This is a genomic window from Edaphobacter lichenicola, assembly GCF_014201315.1.
Taxonomy (GTDB): domain Bacteria; phylum Acidobacteriota; class Terriglobia; order Terriglobales; family Acidobacteriaceae; genus Edaphobacter; species Edaphobacter lichenicola_B.
Map to the genome: position 1 here is coordinate 334,473 of NZ_JACHDY010000002.1, position 25,111 is coordinate 359,583.

General features: G+C 56.4%; 23 protein-coding genes. 15 read left to right on the forward strand and 8 right to left on the reverse strand.

Translation table 11 applies throughout. The features are described 5' to 3' along the window. The first annotated feature begins 239 nt into the window (after positions 1 to 239). The 4 genes from HDF09_RS07735 (at position 240) to HDF09_RS07755 (ending at position 4,275) form a co-directional block, all read left to right on the forward strand. Positions 240 to 2,432 (forward strand): glutamine--fructose-6-phosphate aminotransferase, encoded by a 2,193-nt coding sequence (locus HDF09_RS07735; protein WP_260181014.1) that lies wholly within the window; start codon positions 240 to 242, stop codon positions 2,430 to 2,432. A gap of 99 nt (positions 2,433 to 2,531) precedes the next feature. After that, positions 2,532 to 2,945: a hypothetical protein gene (locus tag HDF09_RS07745; protein ID WP_183764256.1), complete on the forward strand. Its 414-nt coding sequence runs from the start codon at positions 2,532 to 2,534 to the stop codon at positions 2,943 to 2,945. A gap of 391 nt (positions 2,946 to 3,336) precedes the next feature. Further along, the gene (locus HDF09_RS07750; protein ID WP_183764259.1) at positions 3,337 to 3,717 is read left to right on the forward strand and encodes a hypothetical protein; all 381 of its coding nucleotides are present in this window, start codon (positions 3,337 to 3,339) and stop codon (positions 3,715 to 3,717) included. Between the two features lie 135 nt (positions 3,718 to 3,852). Then, complete coding sequence (locus tag HDF09_RS07755; protein ID WP_183764262.1) at positions 3,853 to 4,275, forward strand: transposase; 423 nt, start codon at positions 3,853 to 3,855, stop codon at positions 4,273 to 4,275. On the opposite strand, the gene HDF09_RS07760 is transcribed toward HDF09_RS07755, so the two are convergent. Continuing rightward, positions 4,261 to 4,398 (reverse strand): hypothetical protein, encoded by a 138-nt coding sequence (locus HDF09_RS07760; protein WP_183764265.1) that lies wholly within the window; start codon positions 4,396 to 4,398, stop codon positions 4,261 to 4,263. The genes HDF09_RS07755 and HDF09_RS07760 overlap by 15 nt on opposite strands. A 199-nt stretch (positions 4,399 to 4,597) precedes the next feature. On the opposite strand from HDF09_RS07760, the gene HDF09_RS07765 reads away from it, so the two are divergent. The 5 genes from HDF09_RS07765 (at position 4,598) to HDF09_RS07785 (ending at position 9,420) form a co-directional block, all read left to right on the forward strand. Next, positions 4,598 to 5,386, forward strand: a complete 789-nt coding sequence (locus tag HDF09_RS07765; protein WP_183764268.1) for a hypothetical protein — start codon at positions 4,598 to 4,600, stop codon at positions 5,384 to 5,386. Positions 5,387 to 5,595: 209 nt separating this feature from the next. Then, positions 5,596 to 6,120: a DUF3617 domain-containing protein gene (locus HDF09_RS07770; protein WP_183764271.1), complete on the forward strand. Its 525-nt coding sequence runs from the start codon at positions 5,596 to 5,598 to the stop codon at positions 6,118 to 6,120. Between the two features lie 374 nt (positions 6,121 to 6,494). Continuing rightward, positions 6,495 to 7,436 carry an NAD-dependent epimerase/dehydratase family protein gene (locus HDF09_RS07775; protein ID WP_183764274.1) on the forward strand — a complete coding sequence of 314 codons (942 nt, stop codon included), beginning with the start codon at positions 6,495 to 6,497 and terminating at the stop codon, positions 7,434 to 7,436. 208 nt (positions 7,437 to 7,644) lie between these two features. Further along, a complete protein-coding gene (locus HDF09_RS07780; protein WP_183764277.1) occupies positions 7,645 to 8,769 on the forward strand; it encodes a YXWGXW repeat-containing protein in 1,125 nt (374 codons plus the stop codon). A gap of 207 nt (positions 8,770 to 8,976) precedes the next feature. Further along, on the forward strand, positions 8,977 to 9,420 hold the full coding sequence (locus tag HDF09_RS07785) for a hypothetical protein (protein ID WP_183764280.1): 444 nt from the start codon (positions 8,977 to 8,979) through the stop codon (positions 9,418 to 9,420). 156 nt (positions 9,421 to 9,576) lie between these two features. Here HDF09_RS07785 and HDF09_RS07790 read toward each other — a convergent pair whose 3' ends face one another. Continuing rightward, the gene (locus tag HDF09_RS07790) at positions 9,577 to 10,461 is read right to left on the reverse strand and encodes an SDR family oxidoreductase (RefSeq protein WP_183764283.1); all 885 of its coding nucleotides are present in this window, start codon (positions 10,459 to 10,461) and stop codon (positions 9,577 to 9,579) included. A gap of 127 nt (positions 10,462 to 10,588) precedes the next feature. Here HDF09_RS07790 and HDF09_RS07795 point away from each other — a divergent pair, with 127 nt between their 5' ends. Next, on the forward strand, positions 10,589 to 11,566 hold the full coding sequence (locus tag HDF09_RS07795; RefSeq protein ID WP_183764286.1) for an AraC family transcriptional regulator: 978 nt from the start codon (positions 10,589 to 10,591) through the stop codon (positions 11,564 to 11,566). Between the two features lie 140 nt (positions 11,567 to 11,706). On the opposite strand, the gene HDF09_RS07800 is transcribed toward HDF09_RS07795, so the two are convergent. Beyond that, positions 11,707 to 12,621 (reverse strand): hypothetical protein, encoded by a 915-nt coding sequence (locus HDF09_RS07800; protein ID WP_183764290.1) that lies wholly within the window; start codon positions 12,619 to 12,621, stop codon positions 11,707 to 11,709. 391 nt (positions 12,622 to 13,012) lie between these two features. On the opposite strand from HDF09_RS07800, the gene HDF09_RS07805 reads away from it, so the two are divergent. Continuing rightward, the gene (locus tag HDF09_RS07805) at positions 13,013 to 13,360 is read left to right on the forward strand and encodes an STAS domain-containing protein (protein ID WP_183764293.1); all 348 of its coding nucleotides are present in this window, start codon (positions 13,013 to 13,015) and stop codon (positions 13,358 to 13,360) included. 28 nt (positions 13,361 to 13,388) lie between these two features. Here HDF09_RS07805 and HDF09_RS07810 read toward each other — a convergent pair whose 3' ends face one another. After that, positions 13,389 to 14,123, reverse strand: coding sequence for an MgtC/SapB family protein (locus HDF09_RS07810; RefSeq protein WP_183764296.1), 735 nt, complete (start codon positions 14,121 to 14,123; stop codon positions 13,389 to 13,391). A gap of 362 nt (positions 14,124 to 14,485) precedes the next feature. Between HDF09_RS07810 and HDF09_RS07815 the strand changes: the two genes are divergently transcribed. The 3 genes from HDF09_RS07815 to HDF09_RS07825 all read left to right on the forward strand — a co-directional run bounded on the left by HDF09_RS07815 (position 14,486) and on the right by HDF09_RS07825 (position 15,678). Continuing rightward, a complete protein-coding gene (locus HDF09_RS07815; RefSeq protein WP_183764298.1) occupies positions 14,486 to 14,746 on the forward strand; it encodes a GlsB/YeaQ/YmgE family stress response membrane protein in 261 nt (86 codons plus the stop codon). Positions 14,747 to 14,916: 170 nt separating this feature from the next. After that, entirely contained in the window at positions 14,917 to 15,459 is a 543-nt protein-coding gene (locus tag HDF09_RS07820; RefSeq protein ID WP_183764301.1) for a hypothetical protein, read from the forward strand. Positions 15,460 to 15,501: 42 nt separating this feature from the next. Next, complete coding sequence (locus tag HDF09_RS07825; protein ID WP_183764304.1) at positions 15,502 to 15,678, forward strand: hypothetical protein; 177 nt, start codon at positions 15,502 to 15,504, stop codon at positions 15,676 to 15,678. Positions 15,679 to 15,734: 56 nt separating this feature from the next. On the opposite strand, the gene HDF09_RS07830 is transcribed toward HDF09_RS07825, so the two are convergent. From HDF09_RS07830 to HDF09_RS07840, 3 genes are all read right to left on the reverse strand, one after another. Next, positions 15,735 to 16,538 carry a hypothetical protein gene (locus HDF09_RS07830; RefSeq protein ID WP_183764307.1) on the reverse strand — a complete coding sequence of 268 codons (804 nt, stop codon included), beginning with the start codon at positions 16,536 to 16,538 and terminating at the stop codon, positions 15,735 to 15,737. Positions 16,539 to 16,938: 400 nt separating this feature from the next. Further along, entirely contained in the window at positions 16,939 to 19,221 is a 2,283-nt protein-coding gene (locus tag HDF09_RS07835) for an alpha-galactosidase (RefSeq protein WP_183764310.1), read from the reverse strand. A 105-nt stretch (positions 19,222 to 19,326) separates the two neighbouring features. Further along, the gene (locus HDF09_RS07840) at positions 19,327 to 21,717 is read right to left on the reverse strand and encodes a glycoside hydrolase family 95 protein (RefSeq protein ID WP_183764313.1); all 2,391 of its coding nucleotides are present in this window, start codon (positions 21,715 to 21,717) and stop codon (positions 19,327 to 19,329) included. Positions 21,718 to 21,944: 227 nt separating this feature from the next. Here HDF09_RS07840 and HDF09_RS07845 point away from each other — a divergent pair, with 227 nt between their 5' ends. Beyond that, positions 21,945 to 23,018: a LacI family DNA-binding transcriptional regulator gene (locus HDF09_RS07845; protein ID WP_183764316.1), complete on the forward strand. Its 1,074-nt coding sequence runs from the start codon at positions 21,945 to 21,947 to the stop codon at positions 23,016 to 23,018. A gap of 34 nt (positions 23,019 to 23,052) precedes the next feature. Here HDF09_RS07845 and HDF09_RS07850 read toward each other — a convergent pair whose 3' ends face one another. After that, positions 23,053 to 25,071 (reverse strand): glycoside hydrolase family 97 protein, encoded by a 2,019-nt coding sequence (locus tag HDF09_RS07850; RefSeq protein ID WP_183764319.1) that lies wholly within the window; start codon positions 25,069 to 25,071, stop codon positions 23,053 to 23,055. Positions 25,072 to 25,111: the final 40 nt, after the last annotated feature.

A 25,111-nucleotide genomic window follows, 5' to 3' on the forward strand; every position in this document is an offset into this window, starting at 1 on the left:
AGCCCATCACAGACCCGTAAATTCTCCCTGCAAGCGCTTCCCTCCAGCTAGTGTCGCCCGATGTCGGACATTTGTCTCGTCGTTCAAAAAAAGATTGCAGCACCGGCACCGTCTTCACTCTAGGCAGCGCATCCAACTCCACCCCGAGCTTCCGCAACTCGCCATCGCCTGGCACCCTCCCCCAAAAGTCCCACCCCCTTCCTCGCGCAAAATCCGCCCCAGCCATCTAAACTCAATCCATGTGTGGAATCGTTGGATACATTGGTCCGCAGTCTGTCGTCCCCGTCATCATTGAAGGTCTTCGCCGCCTCGAGTACCGCGGTTACGACTCCGCCGGCATCGCTGTAGCCGGAGGCCCCAACGGCCTCGAACTCCGCCGCGCCCCCGGCAAGCTCCGCAACCTCGAAACCGTCATCCACGACTCCCCCATCGACGGCACCTTCGGCATCGGCCACACCCGCTGGGCCACCCACGGCCGCCCCACCGAAGAGAACGCCCACCCCCACCGCGACGGCTCCGGAACCCTCGTCGTCGTCCACAACGGCATCGTCGAAAACTACCTCGCCCTCAAAAAAGAGCTCATCGCCAAAGGCCACAAGTTCGTCTCCGAGACCGACACCGAGATCATCGCCCACCTCATCCAGGACGCCTTCGAAGGCGGCCGCCCTCAATATATAGACGGCCGCCCGCAGTCCGACAGCCCCTACGCCGGCACCGACTCCGCCAACGAGTCCGAGGCCGTAGTCACCGCCCTCAACCCCGACGGCTCCCGCCCCGCCATGTCCCTCGAAGAAGCCGTGCGCCGCGCCGTCAAGCGCATCACCGGAGCCTTCGCCATCGGTGTCCTCTCCGCGCTGGAGCCCAACAAGCTCGTCGCCGCCCGCATGGGCCCGCCCGCCGTCATCGGCATCGGCGACGGCGAATTCTTCCTCGCCTCCGACGTCCCCGGCATCCTCCACCACACCCGCAACATCCACTTCCTCGCCGACGGCGAACTAGCCATCCTAACCAAAGAAGGCGTCTCGCTGACGGATTTTCAAGGCGCAGCCTTGCCGTTAAAAGTCCAGCGCATCACCTGGGACCCCATCCAGGCCGAAAAGGCCGGCTACAAGCACTTCATGCTCAAGGAAATTAACGAGCAGCCCCGCGCCATCCGCGACACCACCCTCGGCCGCGTCTCCCTCGACACCGGAAAAGTCTTCCTCGAAGCCATGCAGCTCACCGACGACGACCTCCGCAACGCCAGCCAGATCACCATCGCCGCCTGCGGAACCTCCTGGCACGCTGGCCTCGCCGGCAAGTTCATGATCGAGCGCCTCGCCCGCCTCCCCGTCGAAGTCGATTACGCCTCCGAGTACCGCTACCGCGACCCCATCGCCGACCCTCGCGCCATCGGCCTCCTCATCACCCAGTCCGGCGAAACCGCCGACACCCTCGCCGCCCAGGCCGAGCTCATCGCCAAAGGATCCAAAACCCTCGCCATCTGCAACGTCGTCGGCGCCGCCATCACCCGCAAAGCCCAGGGCACCCTCACCACCAACGCCGGCCCCGAGATCGGCGTCGCCTCCACCAAGGCCTTCACCGCCCAGCTCACCGCCCTCTTCGTCCTCGCCCTCCACCTCGCCCAGGTCCGCGGCACCATCTCCGACGAAGAATCCCTCCACCTCGTCACCGAGCTCTCCAAACTCCCCGGCAAGCTCGCCTCCCTGCTCAACATCAACTCACCCGACGCCCCCGGCTCCTCCGAAGGCGTCGCCGCCCCCACCCGCCTCTCCCAAAATGCTGGTCATAACAAAAATGTGTCATTTCGACCGGAGGCGCAAAGCGACCTCTCTGGCCTTACCCAAAATGTGTCATCCCGACCGGAGCGGAGTGGAGTGGAGGGACCCCCGCATTTTGCAACTGACCGCCGCTCCACCACGCGCCAGCCCCTCTCCGCCCAGTGCGAAGAGCTAGCCCGCCTCTTCCACACCTCCGACGACTTCCTCTTCCTCGGCCGCGGCATCCACTACCCCATCGCCCTCGAAGGCGCACTCAAGCTCAAGGAGATCTCCTACATCCACGCCGAAGGCTACCCCGCCGGCGAGATGAAGCACGGCCCCAACGCCCTCATCGACGAATCCCTCCCCGTCGTCTGCATCGCCACCAAGGACCCCAACGATCCCTCCAGCGTCCTCAAGTACGAAAAAACCCTCAGCAACATACAAGAGGTCACCGCCCGCTCTGGCCGCGTCATCGCCATCGCCATCGAAGGCGACACCGAGATCAGCCAGCTCGTCGAGCAGACCATCTACATCCCCCAGGCCCCCGAACTACTCCTACCCATCCTCGAAGTAGTCCCCCTCCAACTCCTCGCCTACCACATAGCCGTACGCCGAGGCTGCGACGTAGACCAACCCAGAAATCTAGCGAAAAGCGTAACCGTAGAGTAGTCGTGAGTTTGATAGCTGGTTCTTCACTAATGTGTACTCCAGCCTAGTCTATAGCCAACTGGATGCGGCTGATGCTCTTGTAAACCCTTCGAAGAGTATTTGCATTACGTTATGGGCAGAGCGCATAATGCACTGGTCGATTCATTTTCTTTCCAGAAATTTGCCGTCATCGGCAGGTCCCGTCAAAAAAGCAATCTTGTCAACGGATCACTGAGCGCCCACCGAAATCAAATGCGCACCATAAACACCAAATATTTTGTGTTAATCTTTACCGCGGCCGTTGCATTAATCATAGTGGTGTTATCTCTGCTTTTTTTCTACGAAGCGTTTAATCTTAATCTTCCGGCGGATCGTCTCGGTGCGATAAAAGAAACGTACGATCTTGCTGTTTCTAAAGTGCTCTTGTCTATGTTTACGACGCTCGTTACGGCTGTACTTACCTACATTTTTGGTAAGCAGTTGATCTCCGCAGTGGCCGATCGAATCCGCTCCAAAGCGGGTGGAAATTCATGAGGAGGTAAATGTGAGTGTATACGGTCTCACAATCGATTTCACCGGAGGAAATATTCGTCTCAAAATAGAGGATTCCGCCAAGTGGGTTTTGGGACCTTTCGCAGACTTCAACGCAGGATCCGGAAACACTGTAATTTTTAACATATCGATCAATCAACCCTTTGTGAGTCTGCAATCGGCGGACTCACGAACACCTGTCGTCGCGCATTTGATTATCTCCGTTGATTCGACTTTGGCAACGTTGACGCTGGACGTCTTGAATGACGGAATAGTTCAGGTTAAATCGCCTGTAGATTCGTTTGTCGATTTGACCCCGGGTCAAAGAGTTCATCATCTCAAATTGAAGTGATTACTTGGCCATGTCGCTCAGAATCTGCATAGGAGTTCCTCAATGGCTACCAACTCAAAGCTTCCCGACCCTCCACCGGGACCAAAACTCGAGATTGGACCGATAGATAACTATCCCAAGGATTACCCCCAGAAATCCTTTCTAGCCCGTCAGTTTGTAGCATATGCAGGCCCCATGAAGTGGGGGCCATGGGTAGTCATTGCACATCATGCAGGGCCTGTCACATACAGCATTTCGTACTCTGCCGAAGGGAGCACTCAAGTCATCGGCGCTGTGAATTACATCAATCAACAAGGTAATGCTGTAACACAGCAGTTCAATGGCGCAATCAGCATCCATACGGGAAATGTTTATGCCGGAGTCTCCGTTGCTTTCATTGGTCGCCCATTTGGCTCTGTTGTTAGAGGCTCAGTGCAGCCATAAATGGCGTTGGCGGGTGGCCCGAACATAAAACCAAGCCACAACCTTGGGTGCCTCACTCATGCAGTCTCACCGCATGAGTGGGCATTCGTGCGAAAGCACGAACCGCCTTCCCGCCCCAGCCGATAAAATCCAACCATGCCCTTAGGCCTAGAACGACGCCAGAACACAGGACAACTCCACTTCATCACCTTCAGCTGCTACTACCGTCTTCCCTACCTCGAATCCGCCAAATCCAAAGACATCCTCGAACAAGTCATCGAACGAACCCGCCGCTCCCATAACTTCACCATCTACGCCTACGTCCTCATGCCCGAGCACGTCCATCTCCTCCTCAGCGAACCCGAGCGCCACCAACTCTCTTCCACCATCCGAGTACTCAAAGGAGAATCTTCCAAGCTACTCAAAGGCACCGGCGAACGATCCTGGCAGCCCCGGACGGGTGGCCCATACATAAAACCACCCACACCCTTGGGTGCCCCATTCATGCAGTCTCACCGCATGAGGGGGCATTCGTGCGAAAGCACGAACCGCTCCAACAAAATGCTATTCGCCGCCTGACCCCGACTCCTCATAAATCGCGTGCAACTGTTTTGCCAGCATTGCAGCTATCAACTGTTTCATCGCAGTTAGATCGATGCCGCCGTTAGCGAATGCCTGATCCGCAGCTTCTTCATTGCTCAAGAGTCTCTCAAATACGAGTAGCCAAACACTACTCTCCATGAGAATATGAGCGAAAAGCTCGCATATGTCTTAGTGCCTCTCAAGCGCTTTCGACACAGCGGCCGGGAGAACAAGAGTGCCTTTTCTATCGATGACAAGCCGCAGACTGAAGCCGGTCCGAAGGAGAGGCCCAACGATCATTCACAGAACCATATCGTGTGTGGTGGTTACGGTTGCGTGCGCTGTTCCAACATTAGCCCAGTTCGAGCAAGAGGGCGAGGTCGGCTACCACTCAATTGCTTGCATCAAGGTAAAGCCGGAGAAAGCCGGCGAATTCCGCGCGTGGGCGGCTTCAGATTTGCATAAGTACGCGCAATCAATGGTGGACACAGGGGTCCTGTCAGGATGGTTCCTGGCGAGATCGGTTCAGCCTCAGGGCACATCGGCAGAGTGCGACTACCTGGCATTTTCAATGTATCCCACCACACCGCCCGAGCCCCTCAGTCCTGAGGCACTGGACGAGGTGCTAAAAAAGGCGCGGCTCGCAGTGACCGGACAGCAATTCATTGATCGCCGCGATTCCCTTGCCACACTTGTCTCGAACAGCCTCTTCCAGAATCGCGCCTTAGTGGGAGGTTCTCCTAAGATAGGAAACTATCTGGTAGTGAATTACATGAAAGCAGTGAACGTTGATGATTGGATTGCTTTTGAGAAGGAGGTCTGGCGACCGGTCGCCGAGGCAATGGTGAAAGATGGTAAAAGATTAGGCTGGTCGCTCAACGTACAGGTTCTGCCTGGGGGCACCGATTTGAAATTCCAGGGAGTGGCGATAGATGTGTACCCACGTTGGGACGACGTTTTCAAAGACGACCCGCAGTCGAGTGAGCGTTTTAAGAGGGTGCATCCAGACAGGGAGTTGGGAGCGACTTTCGGGCAGTTCCAAAAGCTGCGTACCCTTGTTTCAGTCCAATTGTTCACTGCAATCGACGCGGTGACACCTATCAAGTAAGGCGGGTGGCCCATACATAAAACCAACCGCAACCTTGGGTGCCCATTCATGCAGTCTCACCGCATGCCGGGGTCCCCAGCGAGCGGCCTTTTGCTCGTTGGGGTGGATGAGTGGGCATTCGTGCGAAAGCACGAACCGCTCTCTGCTTCACCCAACACCGTGCTAGACTCCTCACGGGCCCGATTCACACTCCCCCTAAGGAGCACGCCATGAACCCTGGGCCCACCATCCGAACCCTCACCCTCTGCGCCGCACTCCTCTTCCTCAGCGTCTCCGCGCTCACCGCTCAGGTCGCAGACCTCCCCATCAAGCCCGGCCTCTGGAACACCCAGGTCGTCGTCAAAATGGGAGCCGACGACAAAGATACTCAGCCCATCTCGCAGCAGGCATGCTTCTCCGCCGGAAGCACCATCAGCGGCTACCTCACAGCGATCACCAAATCGCATCCCGACATCAAGTGCACCGTCGCCAACAAGGTCCAGACCGGCCACCATCTCGTCTTCGACACCATCTGCACCAGCCCCACCGTCTCCTCGAAATCCCACCACGACTTCGACCTCGCCGACCCCGGCCACTTCTCCGGCTCCAGTCACACCGCCATGACCGGTTCCATGCAAGGCCACCCCATCAACATGGAGATGGACAAGACCTTCACCGGAACCTTCCTGTCCTCAGACTGCGGCACCGTAAAGCCCCTGGATCTTGCCCCCGCCCTCGCCCCCGCCAAGCCCTGACCCCATCCCCGAACGAACCGCACCACTCACCACCCTGACTGCACTATTCCCAAAACGGGAAGCCCGGAAATAAATCCCAAAAACCTGGCGCACTTTCCACCCCGAAAAAGTGACTGCCAAAACACCACGTTTACCACGCATTCCACCACGTTCTCACCATCAAAAAACCACCTCAAAACACCCCTTTTTCGCAAAATCCCCCGCAAAACACCACAACTCCCCGCCCACAAAAAAAATCTGAGCGTGCAGCCCATACATAAAAACCAACCCACATCTCGGGTGACCAACTCATACAGTTTCACCGCATGAGTCGGCATTCGTGCGGAAGCACGAACCGCTCTCCTCCCCTCACGATAAAATCCAAGTAACTGACAATGAATAAAAAGATCGTAATCACCGGCGCGGCGGGGCTCGTCGGCCAGAATCTGATTCCACGCCTCATCTTGAGCGAACTAACCAATATCGTTGCGATCGATAAGCATCCGGTCAATACGGCGATTCTCCGCAAAAGCCATCCTGCGCTCAGGGTGCTGGAGTGCGACCTGGCCGACGAGAACAGCACAGCAGAGTGGCAGACCGAACTCGCCGGTTGTGACGTGCTCGTTATCGGTCATGCGCAAATCGGAGGAGTTGTGCCCGAAGACTTTGTCCGCAATAACATCCGGGCAACTGAGAAACTGCTGGAGGCAGCGCTGCGGCACAAAGTGCCCTACCTCGTCAGTATCTCCTCTTCCGTGGTCAACTCCATGGCCGTCGATCACTACACGGAGACAAAGAAAGCCCAGGAGACCCTTGTCGCCGCATCCGGAATTAAGCAGATTGTCGTTCGTCCCACCCTCATGTTTGGTTGGTTCGACCGCAAGCATGTTGGCTGGTTGGCCCGCTTCATGCAGCGAACCCCTGTCTTCCCAATCCCGGGTTCAGGAAAATATCTGCGCCAACCTCTCTTCGTTGGTGACTTCTGCGAAATCATCGCATCAGCGATCAACACCGAGGCCACAGGAGCCTACAACATCACCGGGCGGGAGCGCATCGACTACATCGACCTCATCCGAGCTGTCAAAAAAGCAACAAGAGCCAAAACCCGGATCCAACGTATCCCATATAGCCTCTTTTGGTCTTTGCTGGCATTGAACGCCCTCTTCGATCGCAATCCCGCATTCACCGTCGGTCAACTCAAAGCGCTCGTCACACCGGATGTCTTCGAGGTCATCGACTGGCCGTCTATCTTTGGCGTCCAGGCGACACCCCTCGATGAGGCGCTCAAAATCACCTTCTGCGACCCCGTCTATTCCCACATCACACTGGACTTTTAAGCCGGGTGGCCCATACCAAACGCACCCTTCCTCCGCTCCGAACACCAGATATCAGCGAGCAATCGTAGAAGGGGGTGGAGTATCCTTCCTTGGGAACGAGTTCGATTGTCCCTGCATCAATTGTGAGTCCACCTTCCGGGCCGAGAGAGGTGACTCCTCAACCACTCATTTGAAAACGAACTCAATTTCTCTTAGGGAGCAAACACAAATGCGCATGAGTCCTTCGATCCGCCATCTTTTGCTCGGTCTTTTATTGGTATTAATCTCTTCGACCTCCTTCGCACAGATTGGCATCTCCGTCTCCTTCGGGCCGCCTGCTCTGCCGGTCTACGAGCAACCGCTCTGTCCCGGCGATGGATATATCTGGACGCCCGGCTACTGGGCCTACGATAACGACTACGGCTACTACTGGGTACCAGGCACTTGGGTTCTGGCCCCCGAAGTCGGATATCTTTGGACACCAGGCTGGTGGGGATGGGGCGACGGCGGATACTTCTTTCACGAGGGGTACTGGGGACCGCATGTTGGGTACTACGGTGGAATCAGCTACGGCTTCGGCTACTTCGGCACAGGCTATGAGGGAGGCAGATGGGACCGAGGACACTTCTTCTATAACCGCGCCGTCAACAACGTGAACATCACAAATATTCACAACACATACAACACAACGGTGATCAACAACACCGAAAACCGGGTTAGCTACAACGGTGGTAGAGGTGGCATCGCTGCGCGCCCAACATCAGAAGAAGAAGCTGTTGCGCACGAACGACACATCGCCCCAGTACAATCTCAGGTTCAACACCTGCAGACAGCGCGCTCCAACCCACAACTCCGAGCTTCAGCGAACCAGGGCAGGCCTCCAATCGCCGCGACCGCCAGACCCGCAGAGTTTAGCGGACAAGGCGTTGTTGCCGCTCACGCAGCCGGAGCGCCCTATCACCCCGAGGCCAACCGTCCCGAGGCCAACCGTCCTGAGGCCAACCGTCCCGAGGCAGCCACTCATCCCGCCAACCCTGCGCATGCCAGCGAGGTACAACCCCACCAGCCACCTCCTCCACCGCCCAACACCGGAAACGCCAAACTCGATCAAAGGTACCAGCAACAACAATCCAACCTGATTGCAAAACAGAATCAGGAACACCAGCAACTTCAGCAAAAGCAGGAGGCACAACATCAGCAACTTGCACAGCGGAATGCGAATGATGCGAGAAAACAGCAGGTGGAGCAACAGCATCAACAACAGACTCAACAGATGGAACAACGCCACTCCCAACAGCAGCAGAAACTAGAGCAGCGGCAGCCGCAACCCCATAACGAAGCACGGCCAAAGTAGCGGAGAGCAGCACACAACCCGGCTTCAAAAGGAATGCCCAGATCTCACGATTGAGATCTGGGCATTCACGCGAAAGCGCGACCCGTTTCAGACCGACAGTAAAAAGTGCCAGGGAAGTAAGACAAACTATGAGACAGCGCGTGCTAACCTTGCCTGAAAGTACCGCGTGCTAACCTTGCCTGAAAGTACTCAGAGAGGGCAACAATCATGGCGCAGAGTCTCAGCCTATCCTCGGTAGTTAGCGTCTTCCCTTGCCCGAACTGCAAAGAAACCATTAACACCTCAATGCAGCAATGCTCCTTCTGCCACACTCCCATCGACAGATCTGCCGCCGAACAATCCGCCGCTATAACCAGCACAATTAGCCAAGCCTGCAGCGACGCCAGCTACTTGAAGGTCATGCTGGGCATTCTGATTCCTTTTGGTGCGCTAATCTTCTTTCCTTTCCTGGGCCTCGCGGGTCTCATCGGCTTTGTCTTCATCAAGTACGCCGTCCCGGTTATGGCTATTCGTTGGTGGGTCAAGTACGGTCGCATCAAGACGACTGACCCCGATTTTCGTAGAGCTCGCGGCATTGTCATACCTGTGAGCGCTATCTCGCTCATCATCCTCCTCTTCCTGCGCGTCACCTTGTTTGGCATGCGACTTTGATCCCGCAATTGGCGGGTGGCCCCCTTTCACTTCCGAACCAGATACAAAAGCTCGGGTGCCCCATCCTTCGCGCTTTTTGAAGGGTGGGATGTAAACCGTCGACACAGCCATGCGCACCAGCATCGCGAAGTCCTGCCGGCACGCAATCTGTTCAGCTTAGTAGTGCATCTGTTCGAGATCGGCAATCAAGCCAGGGCCGGTCGGATGCCATCCCAGCCGTTGCTGGGTTAGCGTGCTTGAAGCTGGCATATCGAAGCCCGCGAACATCGCCATCCAGCCAAAATGAGCTGGCGCCTCCTCCGCAGAGAGGCTGACCACGGGCACCTTCAAGCCCCGGCCAATGACCTCAGCGATCTCCCGCATCGAGATTCCTTCTTCAGCGACCGCGTTGTACCTGCTGCCTGCTTCGTCCTTCTCCAACGCAAGCCTGTAGAGATGGGCAACATCGAGAACATGCGCCGCTGGCCAGCGATTGAGTCCGTCCCCTATGTACGCCGAGACTCCCTTCTCACGAGCCAGCTGGACCGCGTAGGTGATCAGGCCCTGCTTGACCGTGTCGTGGACCTGAGGAAGACGCACCACCGACACGTTCACCCCCCGCTCGGCTACGGAAGCCCCTGCTACTTCCGAAGCTTTGCGTGGATTCGGGTGGTTGCGATCGAAATGGTCTTCGGTTGCGAGTTGACCTGGAGCAGCGTTCCCCATTCCGGTCCCGGAGGTGATGAGCAGGGGGCGGTCCGAGCCGACAAGCACGTCGCCCATCGCCTCGATGGCCTTTCGGTCTTTCTCACAGATCGCGACGAAGTTCGAAAAGTCGTGATCAAAGGCACAGTGGATGACGCCGTCCGACACGGCCGCTCCACGGCGCAGAGTTTCCAGGTCTTCAAGATTGCCCCGATGCACCTCGGCTCCGGCCGCGGTCAGAGACTGAACGCCCTCCTCAGACCGCGTTAATCCGAGCACCTGATGGCCCGCCTTGATGAGCTCCGGAACAATGGCCGAACCGATAAAGCCGGTAGCGCCAGTGAGAAAAATACGCATGATGAACTCTCCTTTACTTCGGTTGAGGACGCTGCTGATTGGCGGCCTGTCCTTAGCTAGATGGGCCATAGACGCATACGATCTATACTGATAGTCCGCATTACCGGTTCAATCGTCCGGAGGCTGTATGGACCCACTCTCAGATGTCTTGTCGCTGCTCAAACCTCAGAGTTATTCGGCGGGCGGCTTTCCGGTGGATGGCGATGTGGCCATCCAGTTTCCAAAGCATCAGGGCATCAAGTGCTATGCCGTGGTCTCAGGCCAGTGCTGGCTGTCTGTGGAAGGCATCCCGGAACCCGTACTCCTTACAACAGGAGAGTGTTTCCTTTTGCCGCGTGGGCTGCCCTTCAGCCTCTCCACGAACCTGTCCCTCACGCCGGTCGACTATCGCGTGCTTCTTGAAGCGCTGAAGAACGGTGATGCCGCGGCACCTCACGAAGGAAGGGAGCACTATATCGTCGGCGGCCACTTTGCACTTACCGGCAGTCACGCCGACATCCTGCTGAGCTCTCTGCCACCCATCGTGCACATCCGGAAAGAGTCGGATAAGGCGACGATGCGTTGGTCGCTGGAACGCATGAAGGAGGAGGTGCGCAACCCGCAGCCGGGCAGCTCTTTGATCGCGCAACAACTCGCCTACATGATGCTCGTTCAAGCTCTTCGACTGCACCTGGCAGATGGGACCACAAGGGGCGCCGGCTGGCTCTTTGCGCTGGCAGATAAACAGATGAGCGCAGCGATCACCTGCATGCACGACGATCCGGGGCATCCATGGACACTGCAAAAACTGGCCGAGCGTGTCGGTATGTCGCGATCGATCTTTGCTCTAAGGTTCAAAGAGACGGTGGGGGCGACCCCCATGGAGTACCTGACGCGCTGGCGCATGCTGCTGGCCGGAGACAGGCTGAAGAGTTCAGACGATTCCATCTCCGTAATCGCCTCATCGCTTGGTTACGAATCCGAAAGCGCCTTCGGTAAAGCCTTCAGGAGGACTATGGGTTGTTCGCCGCGACAACACAGCCGAGGGAGTAGCCACATGCCGCGTTCTTCAACCGCCCATGAAGCCAGCAAAGACCATCAGATCGAACTGACTGCGGGGCGATAGATGGTTCTCTCACAAGATCCTCTCCTCAGGATGGAAGTCTCGCCAGCCAGTTCTTTGCCTTTTCGGAGGCATAATTTAATGCACAAAGAGAGTTGCCTGGAAGTACGCTAATTCTTAGAAGGGATTCTGCGACATGGAAGTTACTGTTCCTGTTTCCCTGCTGTCCCCTTAGCCTTATCAGCCGAACTCTTCTTAGGCAGCTTGATCGCTCCTTTGACCGAGATGGTATCCGAGTCATCCTTCTTCTCTTGCGCATCCATAGCCTCTGCGACAACCGTAAAGTTGCCACCCACAACACCCTCCCGGGTCGTCTCGCAAGGCTTATCTAACCCTGACAACTCCGTATGATCATGCTTATAGACGGTCGTCGTCAGACTGTACTTATAACTGAAAGACCCCGTAGGCGTCGGCCAACCTGGCAGCGCTGGACAGGAAAACCTTACCCTCTCCGGCACTAGAGCGGGCGTAGCCACTCCAGAAGTCGCAGGAGCAGCCGCTGCCGCAGGAGCGCTCGCACCAGACCCCCCACCAAGAAAATCGCCTACCAGAGAGGTAGCGGCATTCAGAATCGTAGACCAGGTCTCATCGTCTACCTGTGCACTTGCTTCTGTAAGTGTCCCATCGCTACCCAGCTTCGCATTCACCTGCGCCGTCCCAATCCACGGAGACTTCGTATTCAGGTAGTAGACATTCTTGTAGTCCACCTCCGTAACAACCGCTGCACTATCTCCTACCCGAACAATATTGCCGACCGCTTCAGCAGCCCCTAGTCCACCACTTGTCTCCAACGCCGCAACAGGAGAGTACGACTTGTTAGCAGCTACTCTATCCCAGATAGCCCCTACGCTCGATGGACATGCACTGGCGTCGTTCGCATCAACCTTGTGTTCGCCCGACAAAGCATTCATCGACGTGATAAGCGTCTGAACTTCATCGTTCAGATAAGCCTGCCGCGTCACCGTCATCGTCTTCGTAACCGGAAGCTGTTTGTCAGCAGTCACGGAGATACTAAGCGTGTACTGCGGCTCCAGCCACACCGTCTCCCTCTTGCACACGCCATGTTTCGTATAAAAAGGAAGTCCCGGTAATGAGGGCGCGGTCCCCGCAGGCCCAGGCCCTGTCACTATCATCGTCGGGTGAGAACAGCCCACGGCGAGGAACGCAATCAGAGCCTGGCAGCAAAACACACCCCGTCTAACACACGAACCGGAAAAGTACATCTTCGCCTCCAAAAAGTCGTGAGTAACTCGAGACCGCGAGAAAGGCCCGGAACAACTGCGTTGCAGGTCCAGGTAGATCTGTGAATAAGATGAAACCTACAACGCTGCAAATAAGTTGTCAAAGCCGGTCAGCCCATACCGCAATCTCACCGCGAGCGGGCATTCGCGCAAAAACACGAATCCTCTCCCACTCCGAGCGATAGAATGGGCTCCCAAAGGAGCACCCATGCCTGCATCCACAACCCCGCCGCCCTTCACGCTCGAGATCGAAGACCACGGCAACACAGCCGTCATACGCTGTCACGGCAAACTGGTAGCGGGCCACACCGAGCTCCTCTACGCTCCCGTCTCCCAGCTCCTCCCCACCCACCGGCGCCTCATCCTCGACCTCTCCCACCTCACCCACATGGACAGCATGGGCCTGGGCGCACTCGTCCGCCTCTACGTCTCTTCCCGCACCAAAGGCTGCGAGCTCGAACTCCGCCACATCGGCAAAAAGGTCCGAGACCTCCTCATCATGACCAACCTCCTCCCGGCCTTCACCATCGTCGGAGAACACGACATCAGAATGTGACAGGCATCAGAATGTGGCAGAGGAACAGCTACTCCGCCTCGCTCCCGGTCTCGGTCCACTCCACCGATTGAGTCCACGGAAACTCCCGCAGCTCTTCAGCGATTCCATCCAGAAGAGTGGCGTCATGCGCAGGCGACTCAAGAATGACCTGGATCACCGAGTTGTCTGTATCTTCAACCTGCTCCGAGATCGTCTTTCGCAATACCAGCGAACGCGCCGCGATCTCGCGGGTCAATTGATACAGCGCCTCCCCTTGAAACTCCGTCTCGCAGAAGAGCCTCAGCCGATAAAACGTGTGAGTCTCCAGCACCGACAGAGACCGCTGATCGATATAGCGCGACAGCGGACGCAGCACCGAATTGATCGCCACCAGCAACACCGCCACAAAAACCGCATCGAGCAACTCACCCGCACCGGCACATGCGCCCACAGCGGCCGAACACCATAGCGTGGCAGCCGTATTCAATCCGCGCACATTGCCGCCGTCCTTCATAATCGCCCCCGCACCCAGAAAGCCCACGCCGGAGACCACGTATGCGATCACCTGCGTCGTTCCCGGCGCGATCGTCGAACCCAGATCGACGAACGCCGCAGATCCAAAGCACACCAGCGTATTCGTGCGCAGCCCCGCCGCACGCTGCCGCCACTGTCGTTCCGTTCCAATGCAGGCGCCGAGAACCAATGCCAGCATCAGGCGCGGAAACGTCGGCTGTTGCAGCAGTGACGCCGAATCCGTCCACCAATGGAGCCAGGGATTCGTCATAAATTACCTATCGCCCTCTCCCGTATAGCTTTGCACATTCACCCCGCGGAAGCGCAAATCTTCTTCACCCGTCGATTCGATAAAGAACCAGCCTGGATAAATGACCAGCTTTGATAAATAGCTAGCCCTTCTTCCAAAACGTGTTGCCTTTAACTATCTTTCCCTTCAGCCCCCGATACTGATAAGCTTCTCCGAAACTTACGAAACAAATCTGGGCACAAAATGCTGCATACGAACAACTCGCCGGAACGGAATGTCCTCTGAAAGATTGCACCCCCCGGATGTGAGCCGCAGGTATCGATCCGAACGCCACTCCGACACAGCTGCCCGGGCCCCTATCTCAATTCTCAGGAGAGTTCGAAATGTTTATCATCTGGTGGATCATTGTTGGCCTCATCGCTGGTTTTCTCACCGGCAAGCTCATGAAGGGCAGCGGCTACGGCGCAATCGGTGACATCGTCATCGGCATCATCGGAGCCGTCATAGGCGGCTTCATCATGCAGAAGCTCGGTTATGCAGGATCAGGCGGCCTTATCTACACCGTCATCGTCGCCATCGTCGGCGCAGTCCTTCTCACCTTGCTCCTTCGCCTCGTCACCGGCAACAGAGCTCGAAACCTCTAAGTCGGCCGGTCGAACTGATACCTCCGAGCGCTCATCAATCCGCGTGCCCATGTCTCGATTTCGATTCCGACTTCGAAGACGTGGGCATTCGTGCGAAGGCGCGCGCGACCCGCCTCCCTCCCCTAAAGGTAGTATCGCTAAAACCTCTCAGGGCAGACGAAGCTAGTACCATGAGCATCTCAAAAGGCATCCTCTTCGCAAGCCTCCTCTCCTTCTCGGCGCACGTCCGCGCAGAGGACTGCCTGAACAACCTCCCTCCATCAATCCGCGCCGCCGTCGAGCAGGACAACTGGACCATCCTGCAACCCCAGGATCTCGCCGGCACCGACCCGCAACGATGGAAGGGCAACCACCCCGGCGAATGCCCCGGAGTAACCTCCGGAAACTTCTACCCCAAAGGCAAGACCTCGTACCTCCTCGCCCTCATCCAGCGCAACCCCGCACAAGCAGGCGAGCAGACCAGCCAGCTCGAACAACTCACCCTCGTCTACCTGAAAAAAAACAGCCCTGTCACCGTATCCGTCATCCCTCCCACCCAGGTCGCGGCCCCCATGGTCGTCTGGAAGCTCCACCCCGGAAGCTACCAGAACCTCTACGGCTCTAAAAAAGTGACCATCTCACGAGAGTCCTTCGTCTACGAAAAACTGGTAGGCACCGCAAACCAGTTCTACTACGACGGAAGCCACCTCAAATCCCTCGTTCTCTCAAAATAGAACTCTCTCCTCATCGGTCAGCCAAAGTGATAGGCTCTCCTCATGAGTGGCCCCACCCTGCAAGAGCGCCTGGCCCACATCACCCAGGGCCTCACCGAAGCCCAGCGTCGCTTCGCCGCCGATGAGCCCTACCCCGACCCCGAAGGCTCCTGGCCCCAAAAGATCGCCCAGCTCCAGCAGCACCTCGCAGAAGTTCGCGAGATGATTGCCAACGAATAGCGCTCACTTCGCGCAAGGCCACCACCCGTCTCGCCTTCACGACCTCCTAAGCCGCCTCAATGCACATGCGCAACGTCGTCGTTCATCGAAAAGACGTCTTTCACGTTGCTCTCATAGGGAAAGACGTGGATCATCCACGTAAACAGATAAGGATGGAAGATCCCGCCCTCGGCCTCGCAGGCCTCTCTGGTATGGATCGATCCAAACATGCCGAACTTTGGATGCGCAGCCTGATAGTCCCTCACACGATCTGCCGGAGCCTCGCAGAAGTTGATGTGCTCATGCCACCGCGCCACGCTGAGCGGGATCCGCTCGTTCAGCTCCTCCTCCGTCGAGTTCGGCCGCGCCGTGTACATCACCCCCTCCAGCCTGTACTGCTTGTACTCCGTGTGCCGGTAGAGCAAGGACGTCGGCTTGCTTGGATCGAAGTGTAGATCGGACGCACGTGCGTTGGCCTCGTTATTGAAGTGGTACTGCGGCTGTTCCAGCTTCGGGTTCGCAATCACGTATCCATCCGCCAGGGCCTTGCGGTAGTCCTTGTACCGCTCCATCGCCGCCTTGGCCTGGGCCACCACCTCCTTCGCCTTCGCTTCATCGCCCGGCTGCTTCGGCAACACGGGAGTAACGGCCATATGGCCGGCCATGGCAGCCATGCTCGGCCCCATGTCCTTCATGTCAGCCATATCGCCCATCTTGCCCTTGCCGCCACTCATGTCCATCCCAGCCATGCTGTCCTTGCCCTGGTCCTGCAACCCCCGCCCGGGCAAAGCAACCAGCAGAACAGCCTCCAGGATCAACGTCGCCGAAAGCATAGTACGAATGTTGAACATCGCAACCTCCGTCACGATCATCATGCCCATCAAAGGTCATGGCATCTCAAGGGTCATGGCATCAGACAGCATAGGCCATAAACACCAGCCACCCCTCCATTCATTCACGATGCAGCCCCCAGCAACAGCACCACCTCAGCGACGCTCAGCATAGCCACTTTCGGCTACTTTCGATGGATCAACAGGCCGCGCTGCCCCCTCGCATTCCCAAAACGGGAAGCCAAAGAAAATAAATCTCCAAAACCTGGCGCATTTTTCCACCCCGAAAAAGTGACTGCCAAAACACCACGTTTACCACGCAATCCACCACGTTCTCACCATCAAAAAACCACCTCAAAACACCCGTTTTTCGCAAAAACCCCTGCAAAAACGTCACACACCAGCCCCAAAAAAATGTGCGAAACAATCGCACCTCTCATCTGGTAAGAGCTCACCTCTCGACCCTTTCCAGAGTGAAGGCGCAGGCCTGGAAGTCGCCCCGCAACTCCACATCCACGCCATTCTGCATCCAGAAAGACCCCGACGCCACCGCTGGAGTATCCGCCGAAAGCTTCCCATCAAGCGCAGCAATCCGATACATCGCGTCCGGCCTCAACCCACGAAGGTAAATGCGCGGAAAGGGATAAAGCATCTGGCTGGAGTGCAGAAACGCAAACGCAACGGCGTGATTCTGATCCTCTGATACAGTCTCGGTTACAGATTGCTCGCTTCCCTTTTGCGGGGAAATTAGCCGGTAGAGCGAGCCACGCTGCACCGTCTGCCGAATCCGCTTGTACTGTTCCACCATTTTTTTTGCCGTCGCAAAATCGTCAGGCTTCCAGTTGTTGAGATTTGCGCCAATACCCAGCGATCCCTGCATCGATGAGAGAAAACGGTACTCAAGAGAGAGCGATCGTTGATTCACCCACGTAGGGGAGTCGGTCACCCACGCCATCATCACACCCGGCGCATAGGCATAGGTGAAGCCATCCTGAATCAGCAGGCGATCAAACGCATCCGTGTTATCCGAAGGCCACACCTCATCGGTATATCGCATGATGCCCAGATCGACTCGGCTGCCGCCGCCGGAGCAGCTTTCAATCTCTAATTTGGGGTGTTTCGCGCGCAACTCTTCGAGAATCGAATAAAGGTTCTGAATGTAGTTGATGTAGACCTTCTTCTGATCTTCGGGCGCTACTGCAGGCCATCCCGGTTCGGACCAGTTGCGGTTATAGTCCCACTTGAGAAAAGCAATGTCATTTTCGTCAAGCAACTTGTCGAGAAACTGGAAGACATACTCACGCACATCCGGCCTCGCCAGGTTAAGCATCAACTGATTGCGCCCCTCACTGCGAGGCCGGCCAGTGAAATTCAGAACCCAGTCGGGATGCTTGCGATAGAGATCACTGTCCGGGTTCACCATCTCAGGTTCGACCCAGAGTCCGAAGTCCATGCCAAGCGAATGCACCTTGTCGATCAGAGGCTTCAAGCCATGTGGAAACTTCACTGGGTTCACATACCAGTCCCCCAGCCCGGCGCGATCACTGGCGCGTTGACCAAACCAACCGTCGTCAACAACGAAGCGCTCGACCCCGATACTTGCGGCCTTTTCGGCCAGCGTCTCCTGCCCAGCTTCATCCACTTTGAACTCCGTGGCCTCCCAAGAGTTATAGAGCACCGGCCGCAGCTTCGCGTCAGTCCCATGCGGCACGATGCTGGAGATCTCGAAGCGATGCAGCAGCCTCGACGCGCCGCCAATGCCATCATGCGAATAACCAGCATAGAAGTCAGTCGACTGGAGGTGCTCGCCCGCAGCCAGTCTGTACCCAAAATCAAAGCTGTTAGGCCCTCCCGTAACTCGGATCTGATGAATCTCGTCCTGCTCGATGCTCATCTGCCAGGAACCGCTCCATCCCAGCGCCCCAAACCAGACATCGCCGCTGTCTTGATCGTTCGAGCCATTTCGGTCGATGGCAAACCACGGGTTGTTCTGATCGCCGGTAGATCCTCGACGACTCTCGAGGATCGCCTTTCCGGGTTGAATCAGCTGCTCGTGCAGGCTCCACTCTCCAGCCCAGCGCCCCGTCAGGTAACGCAGTCGATAGTCGGTCCCGCGCGGTAGATTCCAAGTGCCCGCAGCGACCTGTTCAATCGTCAACGAAGATGCAGTCCTATTTTGCACCTGTGCCGATCGACGAAGAACTCCCGTCGCTGCGTCTACCTGATACTGCAACTCGACGTAAACCTCTCGTGAAATGTCCTTAAGCAGAATCCTCAATCGGTTCCCGTCGACATTGTGGGAGACATATTGCAGAACCAGATCTCGATTACCGTCCGGAAAAGCTACTTTCAGATCGGGCTCAACGTAAAGACCTCCACCCCAGGCCACAAACTCCTGCCGCGTAGTGTTGATCGAGGAATCAAAAGAAGAGATCCCAGGGTCCGCGTGTGACATTGCAAAGGTATCCGCCGCGCTAAGCCTCTTTCCCCAATACAAAGTTTGCACCTGTTTCTTATCATTGATACCGAGCACATAGGACATATCCCCGGCGTCGATGCGAAAGACCTGAGTCCGACTATCGAAGCGAATCGTGGCATTGTTCGACTGTGCCCGGACAAATCGTGGGGCGACGATGCTGACAGAGGCTATCCAGATCAAGACACCGAAGTTAAAACGGGTTCGAAGCAAATGCGAACCACAGAAAAAAACTTTATCGCTTCGTAAATCTCTCATTCCCCAGCTCCAAATCTTCATCAATTCGCTCCCTCTCTTATCACTGCCAGGCCTATCGCATAAAGTGCCTAAACCGTCCCGCTGTTCATGACTCGGACGTCTTAGCTACGTCACAAACGATCTCGCCGTAAGACGTACTGTCTGACCTGCTTCTACGTGAATTGACTTCAAAGTTTTTCCATACCGAACCGTGCAGTCTCCTCCGCGTTTGCTACGAATCGCAGCCAGTGTGAGCCGGTTCGATCGCCAATTCATATCAACCTCAAATCCGCCTCGTGCGCAAAGACCACTAACACTGCCAGTGGGCCACGCCGATGGCAGCGCAGGCAAAAGATGGATTGAGTCCCCCTGCGATTCCAGCAGCATCTCGGCGATACCCGCAGCGCCGGCAGTGTTGCCGTCGATCGCGAAGATATTCTGGGACGCGCCCGCCACACCAGCTCGCGAGTACGTCAGCAGGTTGTCTTCAGTTGTCTTCGAGAGCAGGCCGATGAGATGTTGATGGGCTGCTTCGCCATCCCAGAGTCTGGCATAGTAATTCACAAGATTAGCGCGGCTCCATTCAGTATCCTCCCACTTCGGATGGTGGATACGCCGCTCCAGAGTGACGCGCGCAGCCTTTGCCAACGCCGGAGTCTTCTCCGGCGATATCTGGTTCTCCGGATAAAGAGCAATGAGGTGCGAGGTGTGCCGATGATTCGGCTCAGCCTCCTCAAAATCCTCAAGCCACTCCTGCAGTTGACCGTAACGCCCAATCTGTAGAGGCGGCAACTTCTCTCGTGTCTGCTGGAGCTTGCTGCCGAGGTCTGAATCAATTGAGAGCAACTTCTCCGCCTCTAAACACACACTTAAGAGTGAATAGACCAAAACCCGATCGCAAGTCGGCCCCATCGACTCGCTACAGTACTCTCCCGACGGCGCCCGGAACGCATTCTCCGGTGAATCGGATGGACCAGTCACAAGCCAGCCGTGTTTTGGATGCTCCACCATATAGGCGAGAAAGAACTCGGCCGATTCTTTGAATATGGGATACAACCGCTCCCGAAGAAACTCCATATCTGGATTAAAGCGAAAGTGCTCCCACATCTGAAGTGCAATCCAGATACCGGATGTGACGAAGATCCCCCAGCCCAGCCCCCAGCCGGGTGCAGTAAAGCCCCAGGGATTTGTAACCACATGGCTGACCCAGCCAGGCGCTCCGTACATCGTTTCCGCCGTCTTCCCGCCCGACTGACGCAGCTTCTCGGTCAAAACAAAGAGCGGAGCTTGCGACTCTGAGAGGTTCCCTACCTCGGCGAGCCAGTAGTTTTGTTCTGTATTGATGTCCAGGTGAAAGTCGTCGGTCCAACCCATACTGGATGCCAGCCCGTCATTCCAGATTCCCTGCAGAGCAAGAGGAAGCGGAGAGTTTGAACGCGAGCCAGCGATAGTCAGATACCGTCCATACTGGAAAAAGAGCGCACACAGCTCTGGATCACTGGCTCCCCCTTCCAACAGCCTTCGCCGCTGATCCGTTGGAATATTGGCAGCATCACTCCGAGATCCCAGATCGATCCGAACCCTGCTGAATAGTTCTCGATAGTCGGCAACATGATTCCGACGAAGCTCCGCGTAGGATTTTACGGCTGCGGCCTGCAAAGACTCGTCACAGATCTTCCCTGGGTTGCGGCCACCATAGTTCGTCGCGATTGCGACCAGCAACGTAACTGCATCTGCGACTTTTACCTGCAGCGAATCCTTTCCCACCGAAATCTCTCCCCCTTGGTGCAGGAGACGGAGATGGCACTCAATCTCGACGCCCTGATTCCCATTGCTGTGCAGCCTCTCGAAGGCATTCCCCCGAAAGATAAGGGTGTCGTTTCCGAGAGAGTTCACCGCACCAGGAATCTTGATCCCATCGAATGTCGCCGCAAAACTGATCTGTCCGGCGATAGGGCTTGCAAGATGCAGGACAAGCACTTGATCGGGGTTGGAGCAGAACGACTCACGCGTGAAAAGATGCGGCCCCACTCGATATTTGACCCCTGCGATTCCGGTCTCGAGGTCTAACACCCGCCGATAAGCCGTTTCATGCCCCGGTTCCTCGAACTCCAACAAAAGATCAAACAAAGGCAGATTTGTGCCGAACGAGGTCGGGTGGCTTAGAAGGTGTTTTTCACACATCTTCCGCGCTTCACCGTACTCGCCCCGAAAAAGTAGCTCGCGTATCTCCCCGATATGTTGGAGCGCCCCAGGGTTCACGTCCGATTCGCTCGCTGCACCCGACCAGGCAGTCGACTCGGTCAGGGCAACGCGCTCTTTGCGAACGCCCCCGAAGACCATCCCGCCAATTCGGCCATTCCCAATGGGGACCGCCTCCAGCCACCGTTTCGCCTCGGTTGCATACCAGAGCGTGTTGCGCTCAGCGGCTAGTTCCGTAAATGCGACATGAGTGGTGGCTGGAACAGCGGCCAATGCTAGGCCGCCACGTAGAAACTCCCGTCTTGTCGGACTCATGGACTCCTCTTTGCGGAATTGCTTCGCTTGCTTTTCAGGACGCGATAGCGACCACGCCCCCCGATCGTACGGTCGACATGGCCCGGACCAGCAACAAATTGCTGCTGTAGGATTGACTGGCTCCGGAAGTCTCGGTAGGCTCGGCGTAAACCAAAACGGAAGATACGCGGCCGATAGGTTAGCGCCGTAGTATAGGTCTTACATCTCTTGCTCCATCTTCGAACCCTATGAATAGCAACTCTAAAACTGCCGGCATCAAAGACATCGCACAGGCCCTCGGCATCTCGATCGGCACAGTAGATCGGGCACTCCATGAACGAACTGGCGTAAGCCCGAAGACCAAAGCACGCGTTCTGCAGATAGCCGAGCAGCTGGGCTACAAACCCAATCTTGCGGCACAGGCATTGAAGCTCAATCGAAGAATCGAAATTGCAGCCGTTCTTCCAAAACAGATCTCCCACTTTTTCGACCCACTGCGAGCCGGGATACGGGCTGCCGCCGAGGCAACTGTAGGCTTGCATGTAAAAGTCACTTTTTATGAGTACCAGCGGCTCGGCCAGGGCGATGTCGAACTGCTGGAGGCAAGATTGAAGGACAAATACGACGGCATTATCTTCACGCCAGGCAATCCGAGAAAACTTGATCCAGTCATTCGTCGCCTGACCGCGCACGGCACGGCGATGCTTTGCGTTGCCAGCGATGCACCTGGCAGTGACCGCATTGGCCTGGTCTCCGCACACGCCTATACCAGCGGTGCGTTGGCGGCGGAGCTCCTCGCGCACAAGCTCTATCGCAAGACGAACGTCGCAACTATCACCGGAGAACTCACCACGCTCGACCACGCCGAAAAGCTTAGAGGCTTCGCAGCCACGCTTGCCATGATCGCTCCCCATCTCAGCTTGCTCCCCGCAGTGGAATCTCATGAACGCCCAAAGGAAGCTTACCGACAGACTCTCACGCTGCTCCACGGCGACTCCAAACCACAAGGCCTGTACATAAGCACAGCAAACAGTATCCCAGTCCTCCAGGCTCTCGAAGAAGAGGGCATGCTTGGAAAGATTCAGGTAGTAACAACCGACCTCTTTCAGGAGTTGGTGCCGCTGATCGAAACCGGCAAAATTCTTGCGACCCTCTACCAGCGGCCATTCACACAAGGAAAGGTCGCGTTTGAGAGCCTCATCACGCATCTGCTCGAAGACAAGAAGACCTCTCCGATGATTCGTCTCGCACCGCATATTATCTTCCGCAGCAACCTCCCGCTTTTTACGGACCGCTTGGATGATCTACCAGACTCAGGGTGACCCTAAGACCGGCCCCAGATAAGCTTCTGACGATCTAGTTCCCATTCCCTTCACGCTGAGGAACAAAACGGATCGCGCATCCACCCCCCTTGGCCAGGTGAAGCACTAACTCTTCATCTTTCCGGACGGTCTGTCTCTTGATCTCTACGTTTTTGGGATGATCTCCTGCATCCGCCGCATCCTGATAGATCTCCGCAGTGTACCGGCCTGCCCCAAGAAAGTTCAGCGAGACGCGTAAGTCGCGCGGAGTCCAGTTGGTAATACTTCCCAGATACCATTCCTCCCCGTGACTGCGTGCAATTGTCACGAACTCCCCGGGCTCTCCGCTGAGAACATGCATCGAGTCCCATTGGGTGGGGACATCGCGAATAAACTTGAACGCTGGTTGATGCGCATAGGCCAGCGGACTATCAGACACCATCTGGAATGGAGTTTGAAAGACAACGTAAAGCGCCAACTGCTGTGCTCGCGTCCCCATCACCATGGGACTTTGATCGCGGCCAACGAAATCGTTCTCGGTGACGTTGTCAAAACCGCCCGGAGTGTAGTCCAACGGCCCCGCCACCATGCGCGTGAATGGAAAGACGGTACGGTCGACCGGACTATCTCGTCGCGCGACCTTGTTGTTTTCCATCCCTAAAACCGCTTCATAGCTGAGCACATTTGGGTACGTACGCTCGATACCCCAGGGCTTGCTGGCTCCGTGAAAGTCCACCATCAGGTGGTGTTCTGCCGCTTCCCGAGCAACATCGTAATAAAATTTGATCCCGTCCTGATCGTCCCGATTGATGAAATCGATCTTCACGCCTGCGACGCCCCACTTTTCAAACAGAGGAAAGGCATCCTTCATCTGGTTCATCACCGAAGTGGAGTAGAGCCATATCCAGACCTTGACATTCTTCGTGCTGGCATAGCGAATCAGCTCCGGCACATCTACATTGCCGCGCATCTTTGTAATGTCACGTACATCCGCCCAGCCAGCATCGAGCAGCATATAGGGAAACCCGGATTGTGCGGCGAAATCCACGTAGTACTCCATGTTCTTCGTGGTGTACTCCGCTTTTCCGTCAGGCCCCAGGTCTCCGGCCCACCAGTTCCATGAAGCCTTTCCGGGATGAATCCAGCTCGTATCCTGGACGCGATTCGGAGAATTCAGATCCGAGATAATGTTGGACTCCATAAGCTTGCCCGGTTCGTCCGCAACCAGTAGAACTCGCCACGCCGAGTGATGCGGCAGAGTTCCCGTCAGGGCAAGATTGGGGTCCTCGAATCGCGGCGAAAGCTTCGAGATGAATAGATGACCAGCCCAGTTGCCCGATGGGTTGGTGACGTACATGGCGGAATTTCCTTCGAGGTCCGCCTCGGTAAGCGTCATCCATGCTGTACCGGGAGAATGCATCAGCAATGGCAAACCAATCAGAAAACTACTCGAAACCCCTCCCTGATTACTGAAAGCTGTTATAGGCAGCTTCACGTATTCGCTCTCGTAACTGCTTCGATAATTGGGAAGCGCCAACGCCCAGGTTGTAGCATCTGTGCTAATGCGAAACTCCGTATCCTCCTGCTTCAAACGAAGTTCTTTAATCGCATCCTGCTCGGGTAAGACATAACGAAAAGCGATTCCATCGTTGTAGGCGCGCGCCTCAATCTCGAGCGAACGTTTCGGTTCGTTGCCCTCGATAACACGTACAACCACGCTGTTGTACTGATCATGAACACTTCCGACCTTACCCGCTATCAGGCTATAGGCGTCGCTACCCCGCCCTGGAGTACTCGCAGCGATTTGTACATTGCTGCCCAGCGCAGGCTGGTCGCCTAGTTCAAGCGCAAGCGCGGATTGATCGAGCAATGGTCTTCCGCGAAAAGAAACCGAGTAAACCAATTTACCCGCTGCGCCATTGGATTCTTTCTCCGCAACGGTGGCGAACTGCATGACAAGCCGTTCATCAGGAGACTGCAACGTAACAGGCCCCGACTGCGCGATACCCTCCGAAACACCAGTTACTACTAATAAAGCTGACACAACGATCAGACTGCTCAAAACCAAACGCATGATGGACGACTCCCAAAGAATGTCACGACCGCAGAATCAA

Bases quoted from the DNA above. Each gene is read 5' to 3' on its own strand.
- HDF09_RS07735 (WP_260181014.1), top strand. From the start codon at position 240: ATGTGTGGAATCGTTGGATACATTGGTCCGCAGTCTGTCGTCCCCGTC.
- HDF09_RS07750 (WP_183764259.1), top strand. From the start codon at position 3,337: ATGGCTACCAACTCAAAGCTTCCCGACCCTCCACCGGGACCAAAACTC.
- HDF09_RS07755 (WP_183764262.1), top strand. From the start codon at position 3,853: ATGCCCTTAGGCCTAGAACGACGCCAGAACACAGGACAACTCCACTTC.
- HDF09_RS07770 (WP_183764271.1), top strand. From the start codon at position 5,596: ATGAACCCTGGGCCCACCATCCGAACCCTCACCCTCTGCGCCGCACTC.
- HDF09_RS07775 (WP_183764274.1), top strand. From the start codon at position 6,495: ATGAATAAAAAGATCGTAATCACCGGCGCGGCGGGGCTCGTCGGCCAG.
- HDF09_RS07780 (WP_183764277.1), top strand. From the start codon at position 7,645: ATGCGCATGAGTCCTTCGATCCGCCATCTTTTGCTCGGTCTTTTATTG.
- HDF09_RS07785 (WP_183764280.1), top strand. From the start codon at position 8,977: ATGGCGCAGAGTCTCAGCCTATCCTCGGTAGTTAGCGTCTTCCCTTGC.
- HDF09_RS07790 (WP_183764283.1), bottom strand. From the start codon at position 10,461: ATGCGTATTTTTCTCACTGGCGCTACCGGCTTTATCGGTTCGGCCATT.
- HDF09_RS07795 (WP_183764286.1), top strand. From the start codon at position 10,589: ATGGACCCACTCTCAGATGTCTTGTCGCTGCTCAAACCTCAGAGTTAT.
- HDF09_RS07805 (WP_183764293.1), top strand. From the start codon at position 13,013: ATGCCTGCATCCACAACCCCGCCGCCCTTCACGCTCGAGATCGAAGAC.
- HDF09_RS07810 (WP_183764296.1), bottom strand. From the start codon at position 14,123: ATGACGAATCCCTGGCTCCATTGGTGGACGGATTCGGCGTCACTGCTG.
- HDF09_RS07815 (WP_183764298.1), top strand. From the start codon at position 14,486: ATGTTTATCATCTGGTGGATCATTGTTGGCCTCATCGCTGGTTTTCTC.
- HDF09_RS07820 (WP_183764301.1), top strand. From the start codon at position 14,917: ATGAGCATCTCAAAAGGCATCCTCTTCGCAAGCCTCCTCTCCTTCTCG.
- HDF09_RS07825 (WP_183764304.1), top strand. From the start codon at position 15,502: ATGAGTGGCCCCACCCTGCAAGAGCGCCTGGCCCACATCACCCAGGGC.
- HDF09_RS07830 (WP_183764307.1), bottom strand. From the start codon at position 16,538: ATGGGCATGATGATCGTGACGGAGGTTGCGATGTTCAACATTCGTACT.
- HDF09_RS07835 (WP_183764310.1), bottom strand. From the start codon at position 19,221: ATGAGAGATTTACGAAGCGATAAAGTTTTTTTCTGTGGTTCGCATTTG.
- HDF09_RS07840 (WP_183764313.1), bottom strand. From the start codon at position 21,717: ATGAGTCCGACAAGACGGGAGTTTCTACGTGGCGGCCTAGCATTGGCC.
- HDF09_RS07845 (WP_183764316.1), top strand. From the start codon at position 21,945: ATGAATAGCAACTCTAAAACTGCCGGCATCAAAGACATCGCACAGGCC.
- HDF09_RS07850 (WP_183764319.1), bottom strand. From the start codon at position 25,071: ATGCGTTTGGTTTTGAGCAGTCTGATCGTTGTGTCAGCTTTATTAGTA.